This is a genomic window from Serratia sp. Je.1.23.a, assembly GCF_051129805.1.
In the GTDB taxonomy this organism is placed as follows: domain Bacteria; phylum Pseudomonadota; class Gammaproteobacteria; order Enterobacterales; family Enterobacteriaceae; genus Serratia; species Serratia liquefaciens.
The window spans coordinates 513,286-538,610 of record NZ_JBCPSR010000002.1; the positions used below are offsets into that span (position 1 = coordinate 513,286).

A 25,325-nucleotide genomic window follows, 5' to 3' on the forward strand; every position below is an offset into this window, starting at 1 on the left:
TATAGCTTTCGAGTAGCAGCCAGCCAGCTATCTCACCCCTGGCACCTACTTGAGTAAGTCACTGGGGTGAGAGAGTGCAGATAACAACGCTGCAACTTGAAAGATGACGGGTATTGAGTTCATCAGAAAACAGCCGCGTGGCAGGCGCCAAAAGCCCGCGCGGCATCGGCTTAAGCCAAAAGGATAGCGTATGCGTACTGAATATTGCGGGCAGTTGAATCTGTCTCACGTGGGCCAGGAAGTCACTTTGTGTGGTTGGGTCAACCGTCGTCGCGATCTGGGCGGCCTGATCTTTATTGATATGCGCGACCGCGAAGGCATCGTGCAGGTGTTCTTCGATCCGGACCAGAAGGCCGCGTTCGACAAGGCGTACGACCTGCGCAATGAATTCTGCATCCAGATCGTCGGCACCGTGCGTGCCCGTCCGGACAGCCAGATCAATAAAGATATGGCTACCGGTGAAGTAGAAGTGTTCGCCCATGCACTGGAGATCATCAACCGCTCCGAGCCACTGCCGCTGGATTCCAACCAGGTCAACACCGAAGAAGCGCGCCTGAAATACCGCTACCTGGATTTGCGTCGCCCGGAAATGGCCGATCGCCTGAAAACCCGTGCCAAAATCACCAGCTTTGTGCGCCGCTTTATGGACAGCCACGGTTTCCTCGATATCGAAACCCCGATGCTGACCAAGGCCACGCCGGAAGGCGCCCGTGACTATCTGGTCCCGAGCCGCGTACATAAAGGCAAGTTCTATGCGTTGCCGCAATCTCCGCAGCTGTTTAAACAGCTGTTGATGATGTCGGGTTTCGACCGCTACTACCAAATCGTCAAATGCTTCCGCGACGAAGACCTGCGTGCCGACCGTCAGCCTGAATTTACCCAGATCGACGTGGAAACCTCTTTCATGACCGCCGATCAGGTGCGTGAAGTGATGGAGAAACTGGCGCGTGAACTGTGGCTGGACGTGAAGGGCGTAGATCTGGGTGATTTCCCGGTCATGACCTTCGAAGAAGCCATGCGTCGCTATGGCTCGGACAAGCCGGACCTGCGTAACCCACTGGAGCTGGTGGACGTTGCCGATCTGGTGAAGGACGTGGAATTCAAGGTGTTCTCCGGCCCGGCTAACGATGCCAAAGGCCGCGTTGCCGCGATCTGTGTACCAGGTGGTGCGCAGCTGACCCGTAAGCTGATCGATGAGTACGGCGCTTTCGTTAACATCTATGGTGCCAAAGGCCTGGCCTGGCTGAAGGTCAATGACCGCGCCGCCGGCATGGAAGGCGTACAGAGCCCGATTGCTAAATTCCTCAGCGCAGAAGTGCTGGAAGCGATTCTGGCGCGTACCAACGCGCAGAGCGGCGACATTCTGTTCTTCGGCGCCGACAGCTTCAAGATTGTCACCGATGCGATGGGCGCGCTGCGTCTGAAGCTGGGCCGTGATTTGGAACTGACCAAGCTGGACAGCTGGGCACCGCTGTGGGTCGTGGACTTCCCGATGTTCGAAGAAGACGGCGAAGGTGGTCTGGCAGCGATGCACCACCCGTTCACCGCACCGCGCGATATGAGCCCGGAAGAGCTGGCCAACACGCCAATCAATGCCATCGCCAACGCCTACGACATGGTGATTAACGGCTACGAAGTGGGTGGCGGTTCCGTGCGTATTCACCGTAGCGAAATGCAGCAGACGGTATTCAGCATTCTGGGTATTAACGAACACGAGCAACGCGAAAAATTCGGTTTCCTGTTGGACGCGTTGAAGTACGGTACGCCGCCGCACGCCGGTTTGGCTTTCGGTCTGGACCGTCTGGTGATGCTGCTGACCGGCACCGACAACATTCGTGACGTGATCGCCTTCCCGAAAACCACCGCTGCGGCCTGCTTGATGACCGAAGCACCAAGTTTCGCGAACCCGGCTTCGTTGCAGGAGCTGGCAATCAGCGTGGTAAAGAAAGCGACTGACGATTCAAATGTAGAGAACCAGTAATGAACTACAAGCGTCCCGAGTCTATTCTGGTAGTGATTTATGCCAAATCCAGTGGTCGGGTGCTGATGTTACAGCGGCGCGATGATACCGAATTCTGGCAGTCGGTGACCGGCAGCCTGGAGGAAGATGAGTCGCCGCCGCATGCCGCACGGCGTGAGGTCATGGAAGAAGTCGGCATCGATATCGAAGCAGAGAAACTGCCGTTGTTCGATTGCCAGCGCTGTGTGGAGTTTGAACTCTTTGTCCATTTGCGACATCGCTATGCCCCGGGAACCACGCGCAATAAAGAGCACTGGTTCTGTCTGGCTTTGCCTGAAGAGCGCGATCCGGTGATTACCGAGCATCACGCCTACCAGTGGCTTGAGGCGGCGGAAGCCGTGAAGTTGACCAAGTCCTGGAGCAATCAGCAGGCGATTGAAGAGTTTGTGATTAATTCAGTCCAGTAATTTTTTTCGGAGATTTTTTATGGCAGGTCATAGTAAGTGGGCCAACACAAAGCACCGTAAAGCAGCGCAGGATTCCAAGCGCGGTAAAATTTTCACCAAAATTATTCGCGAGCTGGTGACCGCCGCGAAACTGGGCGGTGGCGATCCGGGGGCTAACCCGCGTCTGCGTGCGGCGATCGACAAGGCGCTGTCCAACAACATGACGCGCGACACCCTGAACCGTGCCATCGCGCGTGGGGTAGGCGGTGATGATGATACCAATATGGAAACCATCATTTATGAAGGCTACGGTCCGGGCGGCACTGCCGTCATGATCGAGTGCCTGAGTGACAACCGTAACCGTACCGTGGCGGAAGTGCGTCATGCCTTCACCAAGTGTGGCGGTAACCTCGGCACCGACGGCTCCGTGGCTTACCTGTTCACCAAGAAGGGCGTGATCACTTACGCAGCGGGCCTGGATGAAGACGTGGTGATGGAAGCTGCGCTGGAAGCCGGCGCTGAAGATATCGTCAGCTACGACGATGGCGTTATCGACGTCTTCACCGCCTGGGAAAACCTGGGTGAAGTGAAAGACGCGCTGACCGCTGCCGGTTTCACCGCCGAGTCGGCAGAAGTTTCCATGATCCCATCGACCAAAGCCGATATGGATGAAGAAACCGCGCCTAAGCTGCTGCGCCTGATCGACATGCTGGAAGACTGCGACGACGTGCAGGAGGTTTACCACAACGGTGAGATCTCCGACGAGGTTGCTGCGACGCTGTAATGGGGTTTGAAGTACGGCGCTGTCTTGTGGCAGCGCCTGGCGAAGTTAATGCTTAACGCAAGGTGGGTGTAGGGATGACGATCATACTCGGTATCGATCCCGGATCGCGCGTCACCGGTTACGGCCTGATTCGTCAGCAGGGCCGCCAGTTGAGCTATATTGCCAGCGGCTGTATTCGTACCGTAGTGGATGACATGCCGACGCGCTTAAAGCTGATTTACGCGGGCGTCAGTGAAATCATTACCCAATTTAAACCAGACTTTTTCGCTATTGAACAGGTGTTTATGGCGAAAAATCCGGATTCGGCGCTCAAGCTTGGGCAGGCGCGCGGCGTGGCTATTGTTGCTGCCGTGAACCAGAATTTGGAAGTGTTTGAGTATGCGGCACGTCAGGTGAAACAAACGGTGGTCGGTACCGGCGCGGCCGAAAAAGCACAGGTGCAGCATATGGTGCGCTCGCTGCTTAAGCTGTCGGCCAATCCCCAGGCCGATGCTGCCGATGCGCTGGCGATCGCCATTACCCACTGTCACCTCAGCCAAAACGTGCTGCGGATGAGCGAAGGGCGATTGAACCTGGCACGTGGACGTTTAAAGTAACGCTTAATCAGTTCCGAGGCTGGATATTCATCCAGCCTTTTTTATGTTATAAGCTTTAGCAGCACGGCATGGCAGAAGGTCATGCTCAGGAATTCAGCAGGAGGGTAAATGATAGGTCGTCTCAGAGGTTATATTCTGGAAAAGCAACCGCCACTGGTATTACTGGAGGCAAACGGCGTGGGCTATGAAGTGCATATGCCGATGACCTGCTTTTATGAACTGCCCGAGCTGGGGCAAGAGGCTATCGTGTTTACCCAATTTGTGGTGCGCGAAGATGCCCAACTGCTGTATGGCTTCAACGATAAACAAGAGCGCGCGCTGTTTCGCGAACTGATTAAAGTGAACGGCGTTGGCCCTAAGCTGGCGCTGGCCATTCTGTCCGGCATGTCAGCGCAGCAGTTTGTCAGCGCGGTTGAGCGTGAAGAGATCACGTCGCTGATAAAATTGCCGGGCGTAGGCAAGAAAACCGCAGAGCGCCTGGTGGTCGAAATGAAAGACCGCTTCAAAGGGCTTAATGGCGATCTGTTCAACAGCAGCAGTGAAATCACGCTTCCAGCCACAGCGGCGAAAGCGGCCGAACTGGATGCGGAAGCCGAAGCGGCCTCTGCGCTGGTGGCGCTGGGCTACAAACCGCAGGAGGCCAGTCGCATGGTCAGTAAAATCGCCAAGCCGGGTGCAGATTGCGAAACCCTGATCCGCGACGCGCTGCGTGCCGCGCTGTAAGCGCCGATAAGGGGTAGAGAATGATTGAAGCCGATCGCCTGATTTCTGCCGAGCCGATCAATGAAGAAGAAATTCTTGATCGCGCCATCCGGCCGAAGCTGCTGACGGAGTATGTCGGTCAGCCGCATGTCCGCGAGCAGATGGAAATCTTTATTCAGGCGGCCAAGCAGCGTGGCGACGCTCTGGACCATTTGCTGATCTTCGGCCCGCCAGGTTTGGGGAAAACCACGCTGGCCAACATCGTTGCCAATGAAATGGGCGTTAACCTGCGCACCACCTCCGGGCCGGTGCTGGAAAAGGCGGGCGATCTGGCGGCGATGCTGACCAACCTGGAACCGCACGACGTTCTTTTTATCGATGAAATCCACCGTCTGTCTCCGGTAGTGGAAGAAGTGCTGTATCCGGCGATGGAAGATTATCAACTGGATATCATGATCGGTGAAGGCCCGGCCGCACGCTCGATCAAACTCGATTTGCCGCCGTTCACGCTGGTGGGGGCAACTACCCGCGCTGGTTCCCTGACTTCGCCACTGCGCGATCGCTTCGGCATTGTGCAGCGTCTGGAGTTTTATCAGGTTGCCGATCTGCAGCACATCGTTTCACGCAGCGCTAACTGTCTGGGGCTGGATCTGTCGGACGAGGGCGCACATGAAGTGGCTCGCCGTGCGCGCGGTACACCGCGTATCGCCAACCGTTTGCTGCGTCGGGTACGCGATTTTGCCGAAGTCCGCGCCAATGGCGTGATCAATGGCGAGGTGGCGATGCAGGCGCTGGATATGTTGAACGTTGACGCCGAAGGCTTCGATTACATGGACCGCAAACTGTTGCTGGCGATAATCGACAAGTTCACCGGAGGCCCTGTGGGCCTGGATAACCTGGCGGCAGCGATCGGCGAGGAAAGGGAAACTATCGAGGACGTGATCGAGCCGTTTCTGATCCAGCAAGGTTTCATCCAGCGCACGCCGCGCGGGCGCATGGCCACCAATCATGCCTATAAGCACTTTGGCATGGTGCGCGATGAGTAAATATTACGCCGTAATCCGCATTAAAAAGGGCCGCTAATTGCGGCCCTTTTGCTATCTGAGAGAGAGAGGTCAGGCTTGCTGCTTCCTGGACAAGCTCAGGACGAACAGCACCGCCGCACTCAGTACCACCGATGGGCCGGCTGGGGTATCGTAAAATGCCGAGAAGGCCAATCCACCGGTCACTGCCAGCACACCCACCAGCACCGCGTAGGCGGCCATTTGCTCGGGGGTTTGGGCGAAGCGCCGTGCGGTAGCGGCCGGAATGATCAGCAGTGAGGTGATGATCAGCGCGCCGACGAATTTCATCGCCAGACCAATGGTCAGGGCGGTAACCAGCATCAGTACGGTACGAGCACGGACCAGATTGACCCCGTCAACATGTGCCAGCTCTGGGCTGACGGTCATCGACAGCAGGTTGCGCCACTGCCACCACAGGATCAACAGCACGACGCTGACCCCAATGGCAATCATCCAGATATCGGTGAAGGTGACCGACAGCAGGTCGCCAAACAGATAGGCCATCAGATCGACCCGCACGTTGGACATCAGCGCCACCACCACCAACCCCAGCGACAGCGCACTGTGCGCCATAATACCGAGCAGGGTGTCAACGGAAAGTTGCGGACGACGCTCCAGCCACACCAGCACCAGCGCCAGCACCAGCGTCACGGCAATCACCGCATAGAAAGGATTCACGTCCAGCAGCAGCCCGAAGGCCACACCCAGCAAAGAGGCGTGTGCCAGGGTATCGCCGAAATAGGACATCCGGCGCCAGACCACAAAGGAGCCTAATGGACCGGCGGCGGCGGCCAACAATACCCCGGCCAGCCAGCCGGGTAATAACAGTTCGATCATGCCTCACGGCCCCCGGTTTTCTTCAACACAATTCGTCCTTGCAGGTCGTGACGGTGATTATGGTGGTGACGATAGACCGCCAATTGTTCCGCACCGCGGTTGCCGAACATGGCGATGAATTCAGGATGCATCGAGACCACTTCCGGTGCGCCGGAACAGCAGATGTGTTGGTTGAGGCACAGCACTTCATCGGTTTTCGCCATGACCAGATGCAGGTCATGGGAGACCATCAGAACCGCGCAACCCAGTTCTTTGCGCAGTTGGTCGATAAGATCGTACAGCGCCAGTTGGCCGTTGACATCAACCCCTTGCGTTGGCTCATCCAGCACCAGCAGTTGCGGTTTGTTAAGCAGCGCCCGCGCGAGCAGTACGCGCTGATTCTCGCCGCCTGAGAGTTTCTGCATCGGCTGATCGAGCAGGTGCGCTGCGTGCACGCGTTTCAGCGCGGGCAGAATATCGGCTTTCTTGACGCCGGGTTTCAAGCGCATAAAGCGGCTTACGGTGAGTGGCAGGGTGGCGTCGAGGTGCAGTTTTTGCGGCACATAACCGATACGCAGGCCCGGTTCGCGTTCCAGCGTACCTTCCGTTGGCGCAACCAGCCCGAGTACCACGCGCACCAGCGTGGATTTGCCCGCGCCGTTTGGGCCGAGCAGCGTCAGAATACGGCCCGGTTGAAGGCTGAGCGAAATATTCGACAGCACCTTACGGTTACCAAAGGAGACGGAGATATTTTTTAGCGTTGTCAGTGTGGACATCTCATGATTACATTTTGCAGAACTAACCGAATGTTATAATATCACGCCTCGCTGATGAAAACGACGGGATTACTGATAATGGCACATAAAAATAAATGGCTGCAGCGCACGTTGCTGGCTAGCGCACTGATGATGGCCGGACCGCTGAGCAGCGCCTCTGCGGCGGTAGTGACATCCATTCGCCCACTGGGCTTTATCGCCTCCGCTATCGCCGATGGCGTAACGCCGACCGAGGTGCTGCTGCCGGATGGCGCCTCGCCGCACGATTTCGCCTTGCGACCTTCCGATATCCAACGCCTGCGTGCCGCCGATCTGGTGGTGTGGGTAGGCCCTGATATGGAAGCTTTTCTGACCAAATCCCTAACGCCGGTGTCGGCTAATCGTCAATTGGCCATCAGCGAACTGAGCGGAGTAAAACCGCTGTTGATGAAGGGCGAAGACGACGATCATGAGCATGAACACGACCATGATCATGCAACGGATGCGCATAATCATGCCGATCACGATGAGGGCGATGGGCACCATCATGGCGAATATAACATGCACGTTTGGCTGTCTCCGGAAGTGGCAAAAGTGACCGCGATCGCGATTCACGACAGGTTATTGGAACTTATGCCACAGAATAAGGACAAATTAGACGCAAACCTGCGCCAGTTCGAGAATCTACTGACGCAAACTGACAAAAATGTTGGTAACATGCTCAAGCCTGTGCAAGGCAAAGGATATTTTGTTTTTCATGATGCTTACGGCTATTTTGAGAAACATTTCGGTTTGAGCCCGCTGGGCCATTTCACCGTGAATCCCGAAATCCAACCTGGAGCACAGCGCTTACACCAAATTCGAACACAGTTGGTTGAGCAGAAAGCAGTCTGCGTTTTTGCTGAGCCACAATTCAGGCCGGCCGTAATCAATGCCGTTGCCAAAGGGACCAAAGTGCGTTCTGGAACGCTGGACCCGCTGGGCACCGGCATCGCACTGGGGAAAGACAGCTACGGGAACTTCCTGACTCAGCTGTCAAACCAGTACGTGAGCTGCCTGAAGTAAAGATTATGAGGATAAAATCGAGTGCAGCAGATAGTCCGAACTATCGCTCTGGCGTATAACAATCTGCCACGGCCCCACCGCGTCATGCTGGGGTCGCTGACAGTGGTTACATTGGCCGTTGCCGTCTGGCGGCCTTTTGTTTATCACCCAGAACATAACCCCATCGTTAAAAGCATTGAGTTAGAATCCAGCCAGTTACGATCCTTGCTGCCAGAAGCCAGCGAACCGATCGATCTCGACCAAGCCACCCCCGATGATGACATCCCACAGGATGAGCTGGACCAGAAGGTCGCCGGCGAGGATGGCGTGCATGAATATGTTGTTTCTACCGGTGATACGCTGGGCAGCATTCTGACCCAATACGGCATAGATATGTCGGATGTCACGCTGTTGGCATCGCAAAACCGCGATCTGCGTAATCTGAAAATTGGCCAGCAGCTGTCATGGACGGTGAACGATGCCGGCGATCTGCAGCGTTTGACCTGGGAAGTTTCCCGGCGTGAAACCCGCACCTATGACCGCGTAGGTAACAACTTCAAAGAAACCCAGGAGTCGCAGCAGGGCGAATGGCGCAACAATGTGATCAGCGGCCGGCTGAACGGCAGTTTCGTCAGCAGCGCCGGCGATGCCGGTCTGAGCCGTGCTGAAATCAATGCGGTGATCAAAGCGCTGCAGTGGCAGTTGGATTTCCGCAAACTGCGCAAAGGGGATCAGTTCTCGGTATTGATGTCCCGCGAACACTTTGACGGTAAGAGCGCACAAAGTCAGCTGCTGGGTGTGCGTATGCGCACCGGCGGCAAAGACTATTACGCCATCCGTGCCGAAGACGGTAAATTCTACGATCGTCAGGGCTCGGGCCTGGCGCGCGGCTTTATGCGTTTCCCAACCATGAAGCAGTTCCGCATCTCTTCAAACTTCAACCCACGCCGTGTGAATCCGGTCACCGGGCGCATTGCGCCGCACAAAGGCGTCGACTTCGCGATGCCGGTCGGTACTCCGGTGCTGGCAGTGGGCGACGGTGAAGTGTTGATCGCCAAACGCAGCGGTGCCGCGGGCAACTACGTGGCCATCCGCCATGGTCGCCAGTACACCACGCGTTATATGCACCTGAAAAAGCTGTTGGTTAAGCCAGGCCAGAAGGTGAAACGGGGTGATCGCATCGCGCTATCCGGTAACACCGGGCGCTCAACCGGCCCGCATCTGCACTTCGAAATGTGGACCAACCAGCAGGCGGTCAACCCGCTGACGGCGAAACTGCCGCGTTCAGAAGGGCTAAGCGGTAAAGATCGCAGCGATTATCTGGCGCAGGTGAAAGAAGTGGTGCCTCAGCTGCAGCTGGATTGATCCCTTTGCCCCGGCGCGTTACCGCGCCAGTGATTCCATCGGCCTGATTACGGGCCGATGTTGTTTTATATTGGTGCTTCGCCGTTGTGAATTGCAAAATCACCCTTTGCAATTATGATTAGCCGAACCGCTATGTTAAGAGCTTGTGCATGCAAAACGAGAAAAAATCGAACCTAGAGTTCATTCCGCAATTTCAGAAAGCCTTTTACCATCCGCGCTACTGGGGCGTTTGGCTGGGAACCGGGTTAATGGCCGGTATTTCACTGGTGCCTGCGCGTCTGCGCGATCCTGTGCTCGGCGCCGTGGGCAAATTGGCCGGCAAGGTGGCAAAAGGCGCTCGACGTCGTGCGCGCATCAACCTGTTGTACTGCCTGCCTGAGCTGCCCGAAAACGAGCGTGAACATATCATCGACGAGATGTTCGCCACCGCACCGCAATCGATGATCTTGATGGCGGAGCTGGCCTGTACCCAACCTGAGAAAGTGTTGAAGCGCGTTCGCTGGCACGGTGAAGAGGTGCTGGATAAAATCCGTGAAGAAGGGCGTAACGTGATTTTCCTGGTACCACACGGGTGGGCGGTGGATGTTCCGGCGATGCTGATGGCAGCTCGTGGTCAGCCGATGGCGGCGATGTTCCATAACCAAAGCAACCCACTGGTCGATTATCTGTGGAACACCGTACGTCGCAAGTTCGGCGGTCGCATGCACGCGCGCAATGACGGCATCAAGCCGTTTATCAGTTCTGTGCGTCAGGGGTATTGGGGCTATTATCTGCCGGACCAGGATCACGGAGCAGAACACAGCGAATTCGTGGACTTCTTTGCGACCTATAAAGCGACGTTGCCTGCGGTCGGGCGTCTGATGAAGGTCTGTCGTGCGGCCATTGTGCCGCTGTTCCCGGTGTACGACGGTAAAACCAGCATGCTGGATATCCATATACGACCGCCGATGGACGACCTGGCGACGGCCGACGATCGCACCATTGCCCGCCGGATGAATGAAGAAGTGGAGAATCTGGTAGGTCCCAACCCGGAACAGTACACCTGGATCCTAAAACTGCTTAAAACGCGTAAAGAAGGGGAAATCGAACCCTATTCACGCGACGATTTATACCGCTAAGCTCAGTTTTGGCGTCAGGCAAGGGTCAGTCATCTGCGGGTGACTGGCCCTTGCTGTTTCTGACGGTTCAAATATGCACCAGACAACCTTGGGCAATCAGCGGCTCCAGCACGGCAGGCATTTCGGTAAAGTTGTTCCAGCGCAGATCCAACCGCTGTAACTGGGTTAACTCGGCCAGGCTGTCAGGCAGGGCGCTTAGGCAGTTAGCGCGCAGATCCAACGTGGTCAGTGCCTTAAGCTGACCAAAAGACGTCGGTAGCTGTTGCAGGCGGTTGGTTCTGAGGTTGAGGTGAGTCAGGTTGGCCAGCCGACCCAAAGTGGTTGGCAGCTGGCTGATAGCGTTATTTTCCACATCCAGCACCCTCAGCGCAGAGAGCTGGGCTATTTGCTCTGGTAGTGCAACCAGACGATTATTCATCAGGTGCAGTTCCCGCAGGGCGGTCAACTGGCCGAACGTCTCAGGCAACGAGGCAATCTGGTTATTGTAAAGCCGCAGTTCCTGCAGCGCGCCGAGTTGCACGATTGCCGTAGGCAATTCGCTCAGTTGGTTATCTGTCGCATTCAAATACCGCAGTTTATGTAACCGCCCCAGTTCGAGGGGCAGATCCCGAAAGGCGTTATCGCTGAGGTATAAATAAGTCAGTTCACGCAGATCACCGATCCCAGCCGGTATCTGGTTGGCCTGGTTATGGCCGCAATCGAGCATGGCCAGCTGTTTCAACAGGCCTATTTCAGTTGGCAGTTCGCTGAGTTGGTTGCAAGAGATGTTCAACACCTGCAGATCGGCATGCTGCAAAATCTGCCGTGGGAATTGCCGAAGCCGATTGTTATACAGACTGATTTTTAGCAGTGAGTTGCCTTGTAGACAGGTATCGTCCAGATTTTCCAGCCCCTGACCGTCCAGATCCAGACTTTGTGCCGTGCGGTTTTGCTGTGGGTGTTGATGAAGCATCGAAGCCTCTCCGTTTGCCATGGTGGCGACAGGCGACGAGTTTAACAGGAGGAAAGGGCGGTGCGGGAAAAAATGCCGGCCGCGTTAACGGCCGGCGGCAGGATAGATTACTCGACGCGCAGAATACGGCTGGTGTTGGTGGTGCCAACGGTTTCCATCACGTCACCCTGGGTGACGATCACCAGGTCACCCGAGACCAGGAAGCCTTTATCACGCAGGCGGTTAACCGCGTCATTGGCGGCGATAACACCGTCGTTATGGCTGTCGAAGTACACCGGGGTCACGCCGCGATAGAGTGCGGTCAGGTTCAGCGTGTGTTCATGGCGCGACATGGCGAAGATAGGCAGGCCGGAGCTGATGCGTGACATCATCAGTGCGGTACGGCCTGATTCGGTCATGGCAATCAGCGCGGTAACACCTTTCAGGTGGTTGGCTGCGTACATTGAAGACATGGCGATAGCCTCTTCAATGTTGTCGAACTGTACGTCCAGGCGGTGCTTGGAGACATTGATGCTTGGGATCTTCTCTGCGCCCAGGCAAACGCGCGCCATTGCGGCTACGGTTTCGGCCGGGTATTGACCCGCGGCGGTTTCGGCAGACAGCATCACGGCGTCGGTGCCGTCCAGCACGGCGTTCGCCACGTCCATTACTTCGGCGCGGGTCGGCATCGGGTTGGTGATCATCGACTCCATCATCTGGGTCGCGGTGATCACGGCACGGTTCAGGGTGCGAGCACGGCGGATCAGCTTTTTCTGAATGCCGACCAGCTCAGGGTCGCCGATTTCGACGCCCAGATCGCCACGGGCAACCATCACTACGTCGGAGGCCAGAATGATGTCATCCATGGCTTCGTCGCTGCAGACGGCTTCGGCACGTTCAACCTTGGAAACGATCTTGGCGTGACAGCCAGCATCGCGCGCCAGACGGCGGGCATAGTTCAGATCTTCGCCGGTGCGCGGGAAGGAAACCGCCAGATAATCGACGCCGATTTTTGCTGCGGTGACGATATCGGCTTTGTCTTTCTCGGTAAGGGCTTCTGCGGACAGGCCGCCACCCAGTTTGTTAATGCCTTTGTTATTGGACAGCGGGCCGCCAACGGTCACTTCGGTAAAGACTTTCATGCCCTGAACTTCGAGCACTTTCAACTGTACGCGGCCGTCGTCCAGCAGCAGTACGTCGCCCGGCACCACGTCGGCAGGCAGGCCTTTATAGTCGATACCGACCTTTTCTTTATCGCCTTCGCCCTTGGCCATGTTGGCATCGAGCAGGAATTTATCACCGATGTTAAGGAAGATTTTGCCTTCCTTAAAGGTGGAAACACGAATTTTCGGCCCTTGCAGGTCACCCAGAATAGCGACGTGACGTCCCAACTTGGCAGCGATTTCGCGCACTTTGTCGGCGCGAGCCTGATGATCTTCTGCCGTGCCGTGGGAAAAGTTTAGCCGAACTACGTTTGCGCCTGCGGCAATGATCTTTTCCAGATTATTGTCGCGGTCAGTAGCCGGACCCAGGGTGGTAACAATTTTGGTTCTTCTGAGCCGTCTGGACATGTATTACTCCGTTGACTGGTGAAGCAAATTATTGGTGTTGCGATAACGTCGGATAACGAAACCTGGAGTGAAATGTAATTTTACTACACTGATGTTTCACCTGGGTTACCCGCATGAGCGTTTTAACAGGGTACTGCCTCTAATGCCGCCGTCCAGATGATCTTGAACGACAGGTTTTTTCACATCGGTTACGAGTCGAAATTGTTGGGGATAACGACACCCTTATCAAAGCGCGATTCTTTCAACGCTTCCTTGACCCGCTTCAAGTTATCTCTGAATTTGGCCCCTCTGCGCAAGGTAAATCCGGTGGCGAGCACGTCTATGAGCGTTAATTGCGCAATTCGTGACACCATCGGCATATAAACGTCGGTATCTTCGGGAACATCAAGCAACAACGCCAGGGTTGCCTCGTGCGCCAGAGGGGTATCGCGTGAGGTGATGGCGATAACCGTGGCGTCGTTTTCACGCGCCAGTTGCGCCATTTCCACCAGGTTTTTGGTACGACCGGTGTGGGAGATTAACACCACTACGTCCCCTTCGCTGGAATTCATGCAGCCCATACGTTGCATGACGATATCGTCGAAGTAGACCACCGGGATATTAAAGCGAAAAAATTTGTTCATCGCGTCGTGAGCGACCGCCGCAGAGGCCCCCAAACCGAAGAAAGAGATTTTTTTGGCCTGGGTAAGTAGATCAACCGCACGATTGATTGCGGCAATATCCAAATTTGCCTTTACTGTATCCAGACTGGCCATCACCGATTCGAATATTTTACCGGTATAGGCATCGACGCTGTCATCTTCCTCCACGTTACGGTTTACGTACGGAGTGCCATTGGCCAGGCTTTGGGCAAGATGCAGTTTGAAATCGGGGAAGCCTTTGGTATCGAGGCGGCGACAAAAACGGTTGACGGTGGGTTCGCTGACGTCTGCCATTCTGGCCAGCGTCGCGATACTGGAGTGGATGGCGGTCTGCGGGGAGGCCAGGATCACCTCAGCGACTTTCCGTTCAGATTTGCTCAGCAGCTCCAGATGACTCTGGATTTTTTCCAGCGTATTCATATAACGAGGGTCACTCATGGTTTATACCCGTCGCATTTCAAGCTACAGCGGGGTGATGGCAGTTGCTATAACTTGAAATCCATAGGGTATGTCGATTTCAATCAAAGGAGAAATCAATGCCGGTTTAATGGAAATATACTACGTGCTGGTAACCGTTGGCAGTGTCGACAGAGGGTATGCAGGCTTTTTTCATCAGAACATGACCTGTGTCTAACTTTCATAATGGTAAAAGAGCATCAAAAAAGACAGAAAATTACAGTTTTTGGCTCGGGCATCTACGTTTAGAGTCGGTAGCACTTAACACTGCATTTTCTGGGGCTTTTTTTCTACTTTTGATCCGGGTTTACTGGCCGTAGTCAAAGAGAGTACATTAGTAATGTAAGAAAATTACAAATATCCTGCAACGAGGAGATGAACATGGCGGTAACCTCTACAGCCCAGGCGTGTGACCTGGTTATTTTCGGCGCGAAAGGCGATTTGGCGCGTCGTAAGCTGTTGCCTTCCCTGTACCAGTTAGAGAAAGCCGGTCATATCCATCCGGATACCCGCATCATCGGCGTCGGCCGTGCCGAGTGGGATAAAGAAGCCTATATCAAGGTGGTCAAGGAAGCGCTTGGCACCTTTATGAAAGAAAAACTGGATGACGAGCTCTGGGCGACGCTGAGTGCGCGCCTGGATTTCTGCAACCTGGATGTGAACGACAGCAAGAATTTTACCAAATTGGGTAAAATGCTGGACCAGAAACATCGCACCACCATTAACTACTTTGCCATGCCGCCAAGCACCTTTGGCGCGATTTGCAAAGGGTTGGGCGAAGCCAAGTTGAACCACGAGCCGGCGCGCGTGGTAATGGAAAAACCGCTGGGCACCGATCTGGCTTCTTCACGCGTGATCAACGATCAGGTCGCGGAATATTTCAACGAGAGCCAGGTTTATCGTATCGACCATTATCTCGGCAAAGAGACGGTACTGAACCTGCTGGCGCTGCGCTTCGCCAACTCGTTGTTCGCCTCCAACTGGGATAACCGCACCATCGACTCCGTACAGATCACCGTAGCGGAAGAGGTGGGTATTGAAGGGCGCTGGGGCTACTTTGACCAGGCCGGTCAGATGCGCGACATGATCCAGAACCACCTGTTGCAAATCCTGACCATGATTGCCATGTCGCCACCGGCGGACCTGACGACTGACCGTATTCGCGACGAGAAAGTGAAGGTACTGCGTTCACTGCGCCGCATCGATCAGACCAATGTACGTGAAACCACGGTGCGTGGTCAGTATACCGCCGGCTTCGTGCAGGGCAAAAAGGTGCCGGGTTATCTGGAAGAAGAAGGGGCGAATAAAAGCAGCAATACTGAAACCTTCGTCTCAATCCGCGTTGATATCGACAACTGGCAGTGGGCCGGCGTGCCATTCTACCTGCGTACCGGTAAGCGTCTGCCGACCAAATGTTCCGAAGTGGTGGTCTACTTCAAGAACCCGCCATTGAACCTGTTCAGCGATTCTTACCAGCAGTTGCCGCAGAACAAACTGACCATTCGTCTGCAGCCGGATGAAGGCATCGAAATTCAGGTGTTGAACAAGGTGCCGGGTCTGGATCACAAGCACCGTCTGCAAACCACCAAGCTGGATCTGAGTTTCTCCGAAACCTTCAACCAGGAGCATGTGGCTGACGCCTATGAGCGTCTGTTGCTGGAAACCATGCGTGGCATCCAGGCGCTGTTCGTGCGCCGCGACGAAGTGGAAGAAGCCTGGAAGTGGGTTGACTCCATTATGGACGCGTGGAAAGCGGATAACGAGGCACCTAAGCCGTACCAATCCGGCACCTGGGGTCCGGTCGCTTCAGTGGCGATGATCACCCGCGACGGCCGTTCCTGGAACGAGTTCGAGTAATCACCCTGCCGGCAGCTTATCTGCCGGCATTTTTTTGCCCGCAGTACCGGGGCGCAACATCACTTGGGGTACGGCCGGACGCCTGCGCTTTAATGCGTGGGGCCCTGTGGCAGGGGCGTGCCATTGATAACCCGTAAGTAATGGAGAAGTAACGATGAAAAACTGGAAAACCAGCGCAGAACAGATCCTGACCGCAGGCCCGGTGGTTCCGGTGATAGTGATCAACAAGCTGGAACATGCGGTGCCGCTGGCCAGGGCGCTGGTAGCCGGTGGTGTGCGCGTGCTGGAAGTCACATTGCGCACCGACTGCGCCATGGAGGCAATCCGCGCTATCGCGGCAGAGGTGCCGGAGGCAATTATCGGTGCCGGTACGGTGATCAACCCGCAGCAGTTGCAGGCAGTGACCGAGGCCGGTGCGCAATTCGCTATCAGCCCCGGCCTGACGGACGCGCTGCTGAAGGCCGCAACCGCAGGCACGATTCCATTGATTCCGGGTATTAGCACTGTTTCAGAGCTGATGCTGGGTATGGATCACGGGCTGCGTGAGTTCAAATTCTTCCCGGCGGAAGCCAACGGTGGCGTGAAGGCGTTGCAAGCGATCGGCGGTCCATTCCCGCAGGTGCGTTTCTGCCCGACCGGGGGCATCACGCCAAACAACTACCGTGATTACCTGGCGCTGAAAAGCGTGTTGTGTATCGGCGGTTCCTGGTTGGTTCCGGCCGATGCGTTGGAAAAGGGCGACTACGCTCGCATCACCGAACTGGCACGTACCGCGGTCAGCGGCGCTGCGGTCTAACCCGCGCCGCGTCTGGGTTTGACGATTATTTGCCCGCACCACGCTAAGCGAAGGCTCAACGACTTGTTGAGCCTTTTTTTATTTTTAAATTACTTAACTTTCTTATTTTTAAACTTTTTTTTATTCGTTTTTGTGAAAACGGCGGTTTGCTTTCTTTTTTTGGCTATGGTACAACTATCGCAGTTGAAAATTTTACTTGATGAGGATATTGGGCAAATCGCACTCCGTGTAACAAGATAATGTGCGGCTGAGAATAGAGAATAATTATGATGACAACTAATGGAATTACCCTCAGAACCTCTACTTGCCAGCTTTTCCTGTCTGCCATCCTTGCCAGTGAGCATCACTGGTGCAGCGAGCTATAGCGTCTTTCTCCCTTAACCGGTGCTGGTGACAGGCTCAGTCCTCCGTCATTCCGCGTAGCCGGGCAAACTTCTTTATTACGTTTGGGTCAGTTTATCCCCAGGGATCTCTGCGTCGTCAGCGCCTCGTTGCGCCTGTCTGACGAGATAAATCGGGATAAATATGCCTTAGCGTGCGTTATTCGCCGTTTGGGAGAGAAATTATGATTTATTGGATCTTTTTAGGCTTGGCCATCGTGGCCGAAATTATCGGTACCCTGTCGATGAAATACGCCAGCGTTAGCGGCGGCATGACCGGTCATATTGTGATGTATGTGATGATCACTGCATCATACGTCATGCTGTCATTGGCGATTAAACGCGTTGCCCTTGGCGTTGCTTACGCGCTGTGGGAAGGGATCGGTATCCTGTTTATTACCTTGTTCAGCGTATTGTGGTTCGATGAGCCGATCTCGGCCTTGAAGGTGCTGGGTCTGGTGACGTTGATCGCCGGGATCTTGTTGGTGAAGTCCGGTACCCGCAAACCACGAAAACAGGCCAGCCCGCGAGGTGACAACCATGCAACAGCTTGAGTTGTACCACATTGGGTTCTTGGGACTGGCGATTGTGTTGGAAATTGTCGCCAACATCTTCCTGAAGATGTCAGACGGTTTCCGTAAAATCTGGTTAGGCCTGCTTTCATTGCTGTCGGTGCTGGGGGCGTTCAGTGCTCTGGCACAGGCGGTGAAGGGGATAGACCTGTCGGTGGCTTATGCATTGTGGGGTGGTTTCGGTATTGCCGCGACAATCGCCGCCGGCTGGATCCTGTTCGGTCAGCGCCTGAATGCCAAAGGCTGGATTGGTTTGGTGTTGTTGCTGGCAGGTATGGTGATCATCAAGCTGGCTTAAGCAGCAGATAAAAATAAAACCGCAGGCGTTATCGTCTGCGGTTTTTTCGTTTATACCGCAGCAATAATTTTGATTTCGACCTTGTACTTCGGATTCATCAATTTGGCCTGCACGGTGCAGCGTACCGGCGCGCTACCCGCAACTACCCAGGCATCCCAGGCGGCGTTCATGGCAGCAAAATCGGCATCGTCGGCCAGAAAAATGGTGGCGTCCAGCACCCGGCTTTTATCTGACCCAACGCGCGCCAGGATCACGTCAATTGCTGCCAGGGCGTTCGCGGTCTGGGCGGTAGCGTCATCATCCAGGTTTTCCGGCACGCTGGTGTAATAGACGGTGTCGTTGTGAACGACGGCTTCGGACCAACGTTTGTCTGGATCAATTCGTTCGATATTCATTCAATTATCTCCATATCATCATCGCGTTAAGGGTAACACAGCCATCGGCAGAAATGTGTGACGATAAAGTCGGTGGTAGCCACGCGGCAGGATAGGCATAATTAGCGCTGAATTACATCGGCAGAGAGATAGCGTGGCAGACGATTTCGCAACAGACGGCGCCCTGGCGCAGGCAATCAAGGGTTTCAAACCGCGTGAAGCACAGCGGCAGATGGCGGAAGCGGTCACCGAATCCATTAATTTCAAGCAGGAACTGGTGGTCGAAGCGGGCACCGGTACCGGCAAAACCTACGCCTATCTGGTGCCGGCACTGCGGGCCGATCGCAAAGTGATTATTTCCACCGGGTCAAAAGCGTTGCAGGATCAGCTTTATGCACGCGATTTGCCCACCGTGGCCAAGGCACTGAAGTACAAAGGCAAGATGGCGCTGCTGAAAGGGCGCTCCAATTACCTGTGTCTGGAACGTCTGGAGCAACAGTCGATGGCGGGCGGCGAGTTGGCCGGGCAAACGCTGATCGATCTGGTCCATCTGCGCAAATGGTCGTCCATGACCAAAGAGGGCGACATCAGCAGTTGCAGCGACGTGGCGGAAGACAGCTTTGTTTGGCCGCTGGTGACCAGCACTAACGACAACTGCCTGGGCAGCGATTGCCCTTTGTATAAAGATTGCTTTGTGGTCAAAGCGCGTCGTCGCGCCATGGATGCCGATGTGGTGGTGGTGAACCACCATCTGTTCCTGGCCGATATGGTGGTGAAGGAGGGCGGCTTTGCCGAACTGATCCCTGAGGCCGATGTGATGATCTTCGATGAAGCGCATCAGATCCCCGATATCGCCAGCCAATATTTCGGTAAGCAACTGACCAGCCGTCAACTGCTGGACCTGGCCAAAGACATTTCCATTGCCTATCGCACCGAAGTGCGCGATGCCGCACAACTGCAAAAAAGCGCCGACCGCCTCAGCCAAAGCACGCAGGATTTTCGTTTGATGCTGGGAGAACCAGGCTTTCGCGGCAACCTGCGTGAGGTGCTGAGCCAGCCCAATGTACAACGCGCCTTGCTGCTGCTCGATGATGCGCTGGAGCTGTGTTATGACGTGGTCAAACTTTCCCTTGGCCGTTCGGCCTTGTTGGACGCGGCTTTTGAACGCGCTACGTTATATCGTGCCCGTCTCAAACGCTTGAAAGAGGTCAATGAACCGGGGTTCAGCTATTGGTATGAGTGCAACTCGCGTCACTTTGTACTGGCGTTGACGCCGCTGACGGTGGCCGATCGTTTCCGTGAGTTGCTGGATGAAAAACCGGGCAGTTGGATTTTCACCTCGGCAACGCTGTCGGTTAACGAGCAGATGGGCCACTTTACCGAGCGTCTGGGGTTGAATAAGGCCAAAACGCTGCTGCTGGCCAGCCCATTCGATTACGCCAAACAGGCCTTGCTGTGCGTACCGCGCTTTTTACCCTCACCAAACCAGCCTGGCGGCGCGCGGCAATTGGCACGCATGCTACGGCCGCTGATTGAAGCCAATAACGGCCGCTGCTTCTTCCTTTGTACTTCGCACCAGATGATGCGGGAATTGGCGGAAGAGTTCCGTGCCACCATGACCTTGCCGGTGCTGTTGCAGGGGGAAACCAGCAAGGGGCAGTTGCTGGCTCAGTTTGTCGAAGCAGGCAATGCCCTGTTGGTGGCGACCAGCAGCTTCTGGGAGGGGGTAGATGTACGCGGCGATGCATTGTCGTGCGTGATTATCGACAAACTGCCGTTTACCTCACCCGATGATCCGTTGTTGAAAGCCCGGATTGAAGACTGCCGGTTACGTGGCGGCGACCCATTCAACGATGTGCAACTTCCGGACGCGGTCATTACCCTGAAACAGGGGGTTGGACGCCTGATCCGCGATACCGACGATCGCGGCGTGCTGGTGATTTGCGACAATCGGTTGGTGATGCGCCCCTATGGCGAAGTTTTCCTCAATAGCCTGCCGCCGACGCCGCGTACCCGCGATATCGCCCAGGCGGTTGCCTTCCTGCAGGCAGATCGCTAGCGGATAGGCGTGACCCCAGGGCTGTGCTACAATGCGCGCCCTGTATGAAAAACCCTGTTTTTTTCCCGCCTGAGGTTGGCATGTCCACGCGAATTTTAGCGATCGATACAGCGACGGAAGCCTGTTCCGTTGCTATCTGGAATCAAGGCGAAATCCACGCCCTCTTTGAGCTGTGCCCACGTGAGCATACGCAACGTATTTTACCTATGGTGCAGCAGGTGCTGGCGGAATCCGGGGTCACCCTTGGCCAGCTCGATGCGCTAGCTTTTGGCCGCGGGCCGGGCAGCTTTACCGGCGTGCGTATCGGCATTGGCATTGCTCAGGGCTTGGCGCTGGGCGCCGACTTGCCCTTGCTGGGCGTTTCCACGCTGCAAACCATGGCGCAGGGCGCCTGGCGACTCACCGGGGCTGACCGTGTGCTGTCGGCGATAGATGCGCGTATGGGCGAAGTCTACTGGGGTCAGTTTGAACGTCAGCAGGACGGTAACTGGCTTGAAAGTGAAGGTGAAGCGGTACTTACCCCGGCGCAGGCGCTGGTGCGCGCGCAAGGTCTGCAAGGCCACTGGGCGCATGTCGGCACCGGCTGGCAAACCTATCCGGATTTGGTTGCCGGTTCCACGTTAACCCTGAGCGATGGGCAAATGTTGTTACCGCAGGCGGAAGATATGCTGCCGTTGGCGCTGCATGCCTGGCAACAGGGTTTGGCGGTGGCGGTAGAAAATGCCGAGCCGACCTATTTGCGTAATGAAGTCACCTGGAAAAAATTGCCGGGCCGCGAATAGCCGCAACCTATTGTGCTTTGGCGGCAATAGGGATAGGAATGATCTGCAACTTGCTCCGTGAATTGATGTCAAAGTTACAGCCATTTCAGGAGATTGCGACGATGTTAACCCGCACTGTTTGTAAAAAAATGTCGCTGCTGGCTATTGCCGGCAGCGTGCTGGCGCTGTCAGGTTGCGTAACCGTGCCTGATGCGATTAAAGGCAGCACGGCAACGCCGGTGCAGCAGCTGTCTTCGGTACAGAATGCGCCGAACCTGTTTGTCGGGGCTGAAGCTCGCTTTGGCGGTACCGTTGTGAACGTTGCCAATGAGCAGGGGCGCACGTTACTGGAAATTGCGGCCGTGCCGCTCGATTCCGGCGCCCGGCCGATATTGGGTGAGCCGTCACGGGGTCGTCTGATAGCCTCGGTTAATGGCTTCCTGGAACCGGTTGATTTTAAGGGCCAGTTAGTGACGGTAGTTGGGCCAATCACCGGCGTGAAAGACGGCAAGATCGGCATGACACCGTACAAGTTTGTTACCATGAATGCCACTGGTTACAAACGCTGGCATCTGTCTCAGCAGGTGATGATGCCACCGGCGCCGATGGGCCCCTGGGGCTGGCGTAGCGGTACCTGGGGCCCCGGTTGGGGCGTGGGGTATGGCTGGTACAACCCTGGCCCAGTGCAGGTGCAAACCATCGTTACCGAGTAATGCTTGCTTGTTGTTAAATTTTAATAGGGCGGCTCCGGCCGCCTTATTCTTTTGGCGTAGGGAATGACCGCCAATTAGTGACGTACATCGCAACCTGAATATTGTTTAAAACTCAAACTGGTCTGCTGAGTTAAAATATTGTTATGGTTTGGCTGCATATTTGGGGGCTGCGATGATGATAATGAATAATAATTTCAGGAGTAATACCTTGGATAAGGTCTGGTTAAAACGTTACCCGGCGGATGTTCCGGCAGAGATCGACGCCGATCGTTATTCATCTTTGGTCGAAATGTTTGAAAATGCGGTTCAGCGCTACGCAGATCAACCGGCTTTCATTAACATGGGGGAGGTGATGACCTACCGCAAGCTGGAAGAACGTAGTCGGGCTTTCGCGGCTTACCTGCAAAATGAGCTGGGGCTGCAGAAAGGCGACCGCGTTGCTCTGATGATGCCGAACCTGTTGCAGTATCCCATCGCGCTGTTTGGTATCTTACGTGCGGGTATGGTGGTGGTGAACGTTAACCCGCTGTATACGCCACGTGAATTGGAACATCAACTGAACGACAGTGGCGCAAGTGCCATCGTGATCGTCTCCAACTTTGCTCACACGCTGGAAAAAGTGGTGTTCAACACCCAGGTCAAGCATGTGATCCTGACGCGTATGGGCGATCAGCTCTCCGCCGCCAAAGGCACGCTGGTTAACTTCGTCGTCAAATACATCAAGCGGCTGGTGCCGAAATATCATCTGCCGGCGGCGGTTTCTTTTCGCAGTGCGCTCCAGCGCGGGCGTCGCCAACAGTATGTTAAACCCGATATTATCAACACCGATCTGGCGTTCCTGCAGTATACCGGTGGGACTACCGGCGTGGCCAAAGGCGCGATGCTGACACACCGTAATATGCAGGCCAACCTGGAGCAGGCTAAAGCTGCCTATTTGCCGCTGTTTCGTGAAGGGCAAGAGTTGGTGGTAACGGCGCTGCCGCTGTATCACATTTTCGCGCTGACGGTGAACTGCCTGCTGTTTATCGATTTGGGTGGGCGCAATTTGCTGATCACCAACCCACGCGACATTCCGGGGCTGGTGAAAGAGCTGGGTAAATATCCGTTCACCGCCATGAGTGGGGTGAACACCCTGTTCAATGCGCTATTGAACAACGAGGACTTCCACAAGCTGGATTTCTCCACGCTGCGTTTTTCCGTCGGCGGCGGCATGTCAGTACAGAAATCGGTGGCGGACAAGTGGGAGAAAACCACCGGTAAGCACTTGCTGGAAGGATACGGCCTGACGGAATGTGCGCCGCTGGTCTCCGGTAACCCTTACGATCTGAAACACTACAGCGGCAGTATCGGTTTGCCTGTACCCTCGACGGATATTCGGCTGGTGGACGATAACGGTCAGGACGTGCCGGTTGGTGAGCCGGGTGAACTGTGGGTCAAAGGACCGCAAGTTATGTTAGGCTACTGGCAGCGGCCGGATGCCACCGATGAAGTATTGAAAGATGGCTGGCTCGCGACCGGCGATATCGTTACAGTGGACGAGATGGGCTTTGTCCGCGTCGTCGACCGGAAGAAGGACATGATCCTGGTTTCCGGGTTTAACGTATACCCGAACGAGATTGAAGACGTGGTCAGTCAGCATCCGAAAGTGTTGGAATGCGCGGCGATTGGCGTGCCGAATGAGGTAACCGGTGAGACGGTTAAAATTTGCGTGGTGAAGAAAGACGCTTCGCTGACCAAAGAAGAGCTGTTGACCCATTGTCGTCGGCAGCTTACCGGGTATAAAGTGCCTAAAATTGTTGAGTTCCGTGATGAGTTGCCGAAGTCTAACGTCGGTAAAATTTTGCGGCGAGAACTGCGTGATGAGCAGAAAAAACCTGCAGCGGCCGATGCCGCCTAGGTTATCATCCACGCCTTACAGATCAACAACGCCGGTGAATGCCGGCGTTGTTGTGTTTGAATCATGAAAGCGACCAAGAGAATGACGTTTTGAATTATCAGTTGATCACTACCGATGCCGGATTGCAGCAGGTCTGCGAGCAGGCGAAAAAGCATGCCCAGATAGCGCTGGACACCGAATTTGTCAGAACGCGCACCTATTATCCGCAGTTAGGCCTGATTCAGTTATACGACGGTGAACAACTCTCCCTGATTGATCCCCTGCCAATCAAGCAATGGCAGCCGTTTATCGAGCTGCTGAGTAATACTCAGATTGTGAAGTTCCTGCACGCCGGCAGTGAGGATCTGGAAGTGTTCCTCAACGCGTTCAAAACGCTGCCGACCCCGATGGTGGACACCCAAATTCTGGCGGCCTTCACCGGTCGACCGCTGTCTTGCGGTTTTGCGACCCTGGTGGCGGAGTATATGCAGGTGGAGTTGGATAAAAGCGAAGCCCGCACCGACTGGCTGGCGCGCCCGCTGACGGAAAAACAGTGCGTCTATGCGGCGGCTGACGTGTTCTATCTGCTGCCGATGGCCAAACGCCTGGTTCAGGAAACTGAAGAGGCCGGTTGGACGGCTGCCGCTAATAATGAATGCCTGTTGCTATGCCAACGCCGTAGCGAGACGCTGGCGCCAGAATTGGCCTACCGTGAAATCACCAATGCCTGGCAACTGCGTCCGCGTCAGTTGGGCTGCTTGCAGAAGCTGGCTGAATGGCGCCTGCGTCAGGCGCGTGAGCGCGATCTGGCGGTAAACTTCGTGGTACGTGAGGAAAACCTTTGGCAGGTGGCGCGACATATGCCGTCATCACTGGGGGAATTGGACTCTCTGGGCCTGAGCGGTCCGGAAATTCGTTATCACGGTAAAACGCTGTTGGCGCTGGTGGCAGAGGCTAATGAGCTGGATGAGGCTGCACTGCCGGCACCGCTGTCGAACCTGATCGATCAGCCGAGCTACAAGAAAGTGTTCAAGGATATCAAGGCGGCGATCGTCATTGTCAGTGAGCAAAGCGGGTTGAGCAGTGAATTACTGGCATCGCGCCGACAGATTAACCAATTGCTGAATTGGCATTGGAAATTGAAGGGTGCTGACAGTCTGCCAGAATTAATCAGCGGTTGGCGCGGTGATTTATTGGCGGCGCCACTGCAGGCTATTTTGAAGGATTATTAATCGAGTGGTAAAACTTGGGGCAGGGTAAGGAAACGCTGCTCCGATTATTTATTAGAGATAACCATAACAACACTTACCGACAGCATTTACTTTAAACAACAGTGACGCAAGATTAATTGAGATTAATCCCAAAGGCTAAAAACGATTATTAGGCGCTT

The 25,325-nt window shown here is 55.2% G+C and carries 24 protein-coding genes; 18 read left to right on the forward strand and 6 right to left on the reverse strand.

Annotation, left to right across the window (positions count from 1 at the left end; translation table 11 throughout):
• The first annotated feature begins 190 nt into the window (after positions 1-190).
• The 6 genes from aspS (at position 191) to ruvB (ending at position 5,534) form a co-directional block, all read left to right on the forward strand.
• Positions 191-1,981, forward strand: coding sequence for an aspartate--tRNA ligase (gene aspS, locus AAZT04_RS10205; protein WP_020827266.1), 1,791 nt, complete (start codon positions 191-193; stop codon positions 1,979-1,981).
• Positions 1,981-2,427 carry a dihydroneopterin triphosphate diphosphatase gene (gene nudB / locus AAZT04_RS10210; RefSeq protein WP_020827265.1) on the forward strand — a complete coding sequence of 149 codons (447 nt, stop codon included), beginning with the start codon at positions 1,981-1,983 and terminating at the stop codon, positions 2,425-2,427. Before aspS ends, nudB begins: the two co-directional genes overlap by 1 nt.
• A 19-nt stretch (positions 2,428-2,446) precedes the next feature.
• On the forward strand, positions 2,447-3,190 hold the full coding sequence (locus tag AAZT04_RS10215; protein WP_020827264.1) for a YebC/PmpR family DNA-binding transcriptional regulator: 744 nt from the start codon (positions 2,447-2,449) through the stop codon (positions 3,188-3,190).
• A gap of 74 nt (positions 3,191-3,264) precedes the next feature.
• Entirely contained in the window at positions 3,265-3,786 is a 522-nt protein-coding gene (ruvC, locus tag AAZT04_RS10220) for a crossover junction endodeoxyribonuclease RuvC (protein ID WP_020827263.1), read from the forward strand.
• A gap of 108 nt (positions 3,787-3,894) precedes the next feature.
• A complete protein-coding gene (ruvA, locus tag AAZT04_RS10225) occupies positions 3,895-4,509 on the forward strand; it encodes a Holliday junction branch migration protein RuvA (RefSeq protein WP_020827262.1) in 615 nt (204 codons plus the stop codon).
• Positions 4,510-4,529: 20 nt separating this feature from the next.
• On the forward strand, positions 4,530-5,534 hold the full coding sequence (gene ruvB / locus AAZT04_RS10230) for a Holliday junction branch migration DNA helicase RuvB (protein ID WP_334647257.1): 1,005 nt from the start codon (positions 4,530-4,532) through the stop codon (positions 5,532-5,534).
• Positions 5,535-5,603: 69 nt separating this feature from the next.
• On the opposite strand, the gene znuB is transcribed toward ruvB, so the two are convergent.
• Both znuB and znuC read right to left on the reverse strand, forming a co-directional pair.
• A complete protein-coding gene (gene znuB, locus AAZT04_RS10235; protein WP_116690314.1) occupies positions 5,604-6,389 on the reverse strand; it encodes a zinc ABC transporter permease subunit ZnuB in 786 nt (261 codons plus the stop codon).
• Positions 6,386-7,144: a zinc ABC transporter ATP-binding protein ZnuC gene (gene znuC / locus AAZT04_RS10240; RefSeq protein WP_020827259.1), complete on the reverse strand. Its 759-nt coding sequence runs from the start codon at positions 7,142-7,144 to the stop codon at positions 6,386-6,388. Before znuC ends, znuB begins: the two co-directional genes overlap by 4 nt.
• A 78-nt stretch (positions 7,145-7,222) precedes the next feature.
• Here znuC and znuA point away from each other — a divergent pair, with 78 nt between their 5' ends.
• From znuA to lpxM, 3 genes are all read left to right on the forward strand, one after another.
• On the forward strand, positions 7,223-8,188 hold the full coding sequence (gene znuA, locus AAZT04_RS10245; RefSeq protein ID WP_046373347.1) for a zinc ABC transporter substrate-binding protein ZnuA: 966 nt from the start codon (positions 7,223-7,225) through the stop codon (positions 8,186-8,188).
• Between the two features lie 21 nt (positions 8,189-8,209).
• Complete coding sequence (mepM, locus tag AAZT04_RS10250; protein ID WP_041414635.1) at positions 8,210-9,532, forward strand: murein DD-endopeptidase MepM; 1,323 nt, start codon at positions 8,210-8,212, stop codon at positions 9,530-9,532.
• Positions 9,533-9,681: 149 nt separating this feature from the next.
• Positions 9,682-10,650, forward strand: a complete 969-nt coding sequence (lpxM, locus tag AAZT04_RS10255; RefSeq protein ID WP_020827256.1) for a lauroyl-Kdo(2)-lipid IV(A) myristoyltransferase — start codon at positions 9,682-9,684, stop codon at positions 10,648-10,650.
• 67 nt (positions 10,651-10,717) lie between these two features.
• On the opposite strand, the gene AAZT04_RS10260 is transcribed toward lpxM, so the two are convergent.
• The 3 genes from AAZT04_RS10260 to AAZT04_RS10270 form a co-directional block, all read right to left on the reverse strand.
• Positions 10,718-11,602, reverse strand: a complete 885-nt coding sequence (locus tag AAZT04_RS10260; RefSeq protein ID WP_115058657.1) for a leucine-rich repeat domain-containing protein — start codon at positions 11,600-11,602, stop codon at positions 10,718-10,720.
• A 107-nt stretch (positions 11,603-11,709) separates the two neighbouring features.
• Entirely contained in the window at positions 11,710-13,152 is a 1,443-nt protein-coding gene (gene pyk, locus AAZT04_RS10265) for a pyruvate kinase (protein WP_020827254.1), read from the reverse strand.
• 188 nt (positions 13,153-13,340) lie between these two features.
• Positions 13,341-14,213, reverse strand: coding sequence for a MurR/RpiR family transcriptional regulator (locus AAZT04_RS10270; RefSeq protein ID WP_020827253.1), 873 nt, complete (start codon positions 14,211-14,213; stop codon positions 13,341-13,343).
• Positions 14,214-14,630: 417 nt separating this feature from the next.
• On the opposite strand from AAZT04_RS10270, the gene zwf reads away from it, so the two are divergent.
• From zwf to mdtI, 4 genes are all read left to right on the forward strand, one after another.
• On the forward strand, positions 14,631-16,106 hold the full coding sequence (gene zwf, locus AAZT04_RS10275; RefSeq protein ID WP_020827252.1) for a glucose-6-phosphate dehydrogenase: 1,476 nt from the start codon (positions 14,631-14,633) through the stop codon (positions 16,104-16,106).
• Between the two features lie 154 nt (positions 16,107-16,260).
• Entirely contained in the window at positions 16,261-16,902 is a 642-nt protein-coding gene (locus AAZT04_RS10280) for a bifunctional 4-hydroxy-2-oxoglutarate aldolase/2-dehydro-3-deoxy-phosphogluconate aldolase (RefSeq protein WP_020827251.1), read from the forward strand.
• Between the two features lie 565 nt (positions 16,903-17,467).
• Positions 17,468-17,836, forward strand: a complete 369-nt coding sequence (gene mdtJ, locus AAZT04_RS10285) for a multidrug/spermidine efflux SMR transporter subunit MdtJ (RefSeq protein ID WP_046373350.1) — start codon at positions 17,468-17,470, stop codon at positions 17,834-17,836.
• Positions 17,823-18,152: a multidrug/spermidine efflux SMR transporter subunit MdtI gene (gene mdtI / locus AAZT04_RS10290; protein WP_020827249.1), complete on the forward strand. Its 330-nt coding sequence runs from the start codon at positions 17,823-17,825 to the stop codon at positions 18,150-18,152. The genes mdtJ and mdtI overlap by 14 nt, the downstream gene beginning before the upstream one ends.
• Positions 18,153-18,202: 50 nt before the next feature.
• Here mdtI and AAZT04_RS10295 read toward each other — a convergent pair whose 3' ends face one another.
• Positions 18,203-18,547, reverse strand: coding sequence for a RidA family protein (locus AAZT04_RS10295; RefSeq protein WP_020827248.1), 345 nt, complete (start codon positions 18,545-18,547; stop codon positions 18,203-18,205).
• A 133-nt stretch (positions 18,548-18,680) separates the two neighbouring features.
• Between AAZT04_RS10295 and AAZT04_RS10300 the strand changes: the two genes are divergently transcribed.
• From AAZT04_RS10300 to rnd, 5 genes are all read left to right on the forward strand, one after another.
• On the forward strand, positions 18,681-20,585 hold the full coding sequence (locus AAZT04_RS10300) for an ATP-dependent DNA helicase (protein ID WP_434679924.1): 1,905 nt from the start codon (positions 18,681-18,683) through the stop codon (positions 20,583-20,585).
• 80 nt (positions 20,586-20,665) lie between these two features.
• Entirely contained in the window at positions 20,666-21,367 is a 702-nt protein-coding gene (gene tsaB, locus AAZT04_RS10305) for a tRNA (adenosine(37)-N6)-threonylcarbamoyltransferase complex dimerization subunit type 1 TsaB (protein WP_041415440.1), read from the forward strand.
• 101 nt (positions 21,368-21,468) lie between these two features.
• Complete coding sequence (locus AAZT04_RS10310; protein ID WP_041415437.1) at positions 21,469-22,059, forward strand: Slp family lipoprotein; 591 nt, start codon at positions 21,469-21,471, stop codon at positions 22,057-22,059.
• Between the two features lie 208 nt (positions 22,060-22,267).
• Complete coding sequence (gene fadD / locus AAZT04_RS10315) at positions 22,268-23,956, forward strand: long-chain-fatty-acid--CoA ligase FadD (protein WP_048760117.1); 1,689 nt, start codon at positions 22,268-22,270, stop codon at positions 23,954-23,956.
• 89 nt (positions 23,957-24,045) lie between these two features.
• A complete protein-coding gene (gene rnd / locus AAZT04_RS10320) occupies positions 24,046-25,167 on the forward strand; it encodes a ribonuclease D (protein WP_434679927.1) in 1,122 nt (373 codons plus the stop codon).
• Positions 25,168-25,325: the final 158 nt, after the last annotated feature.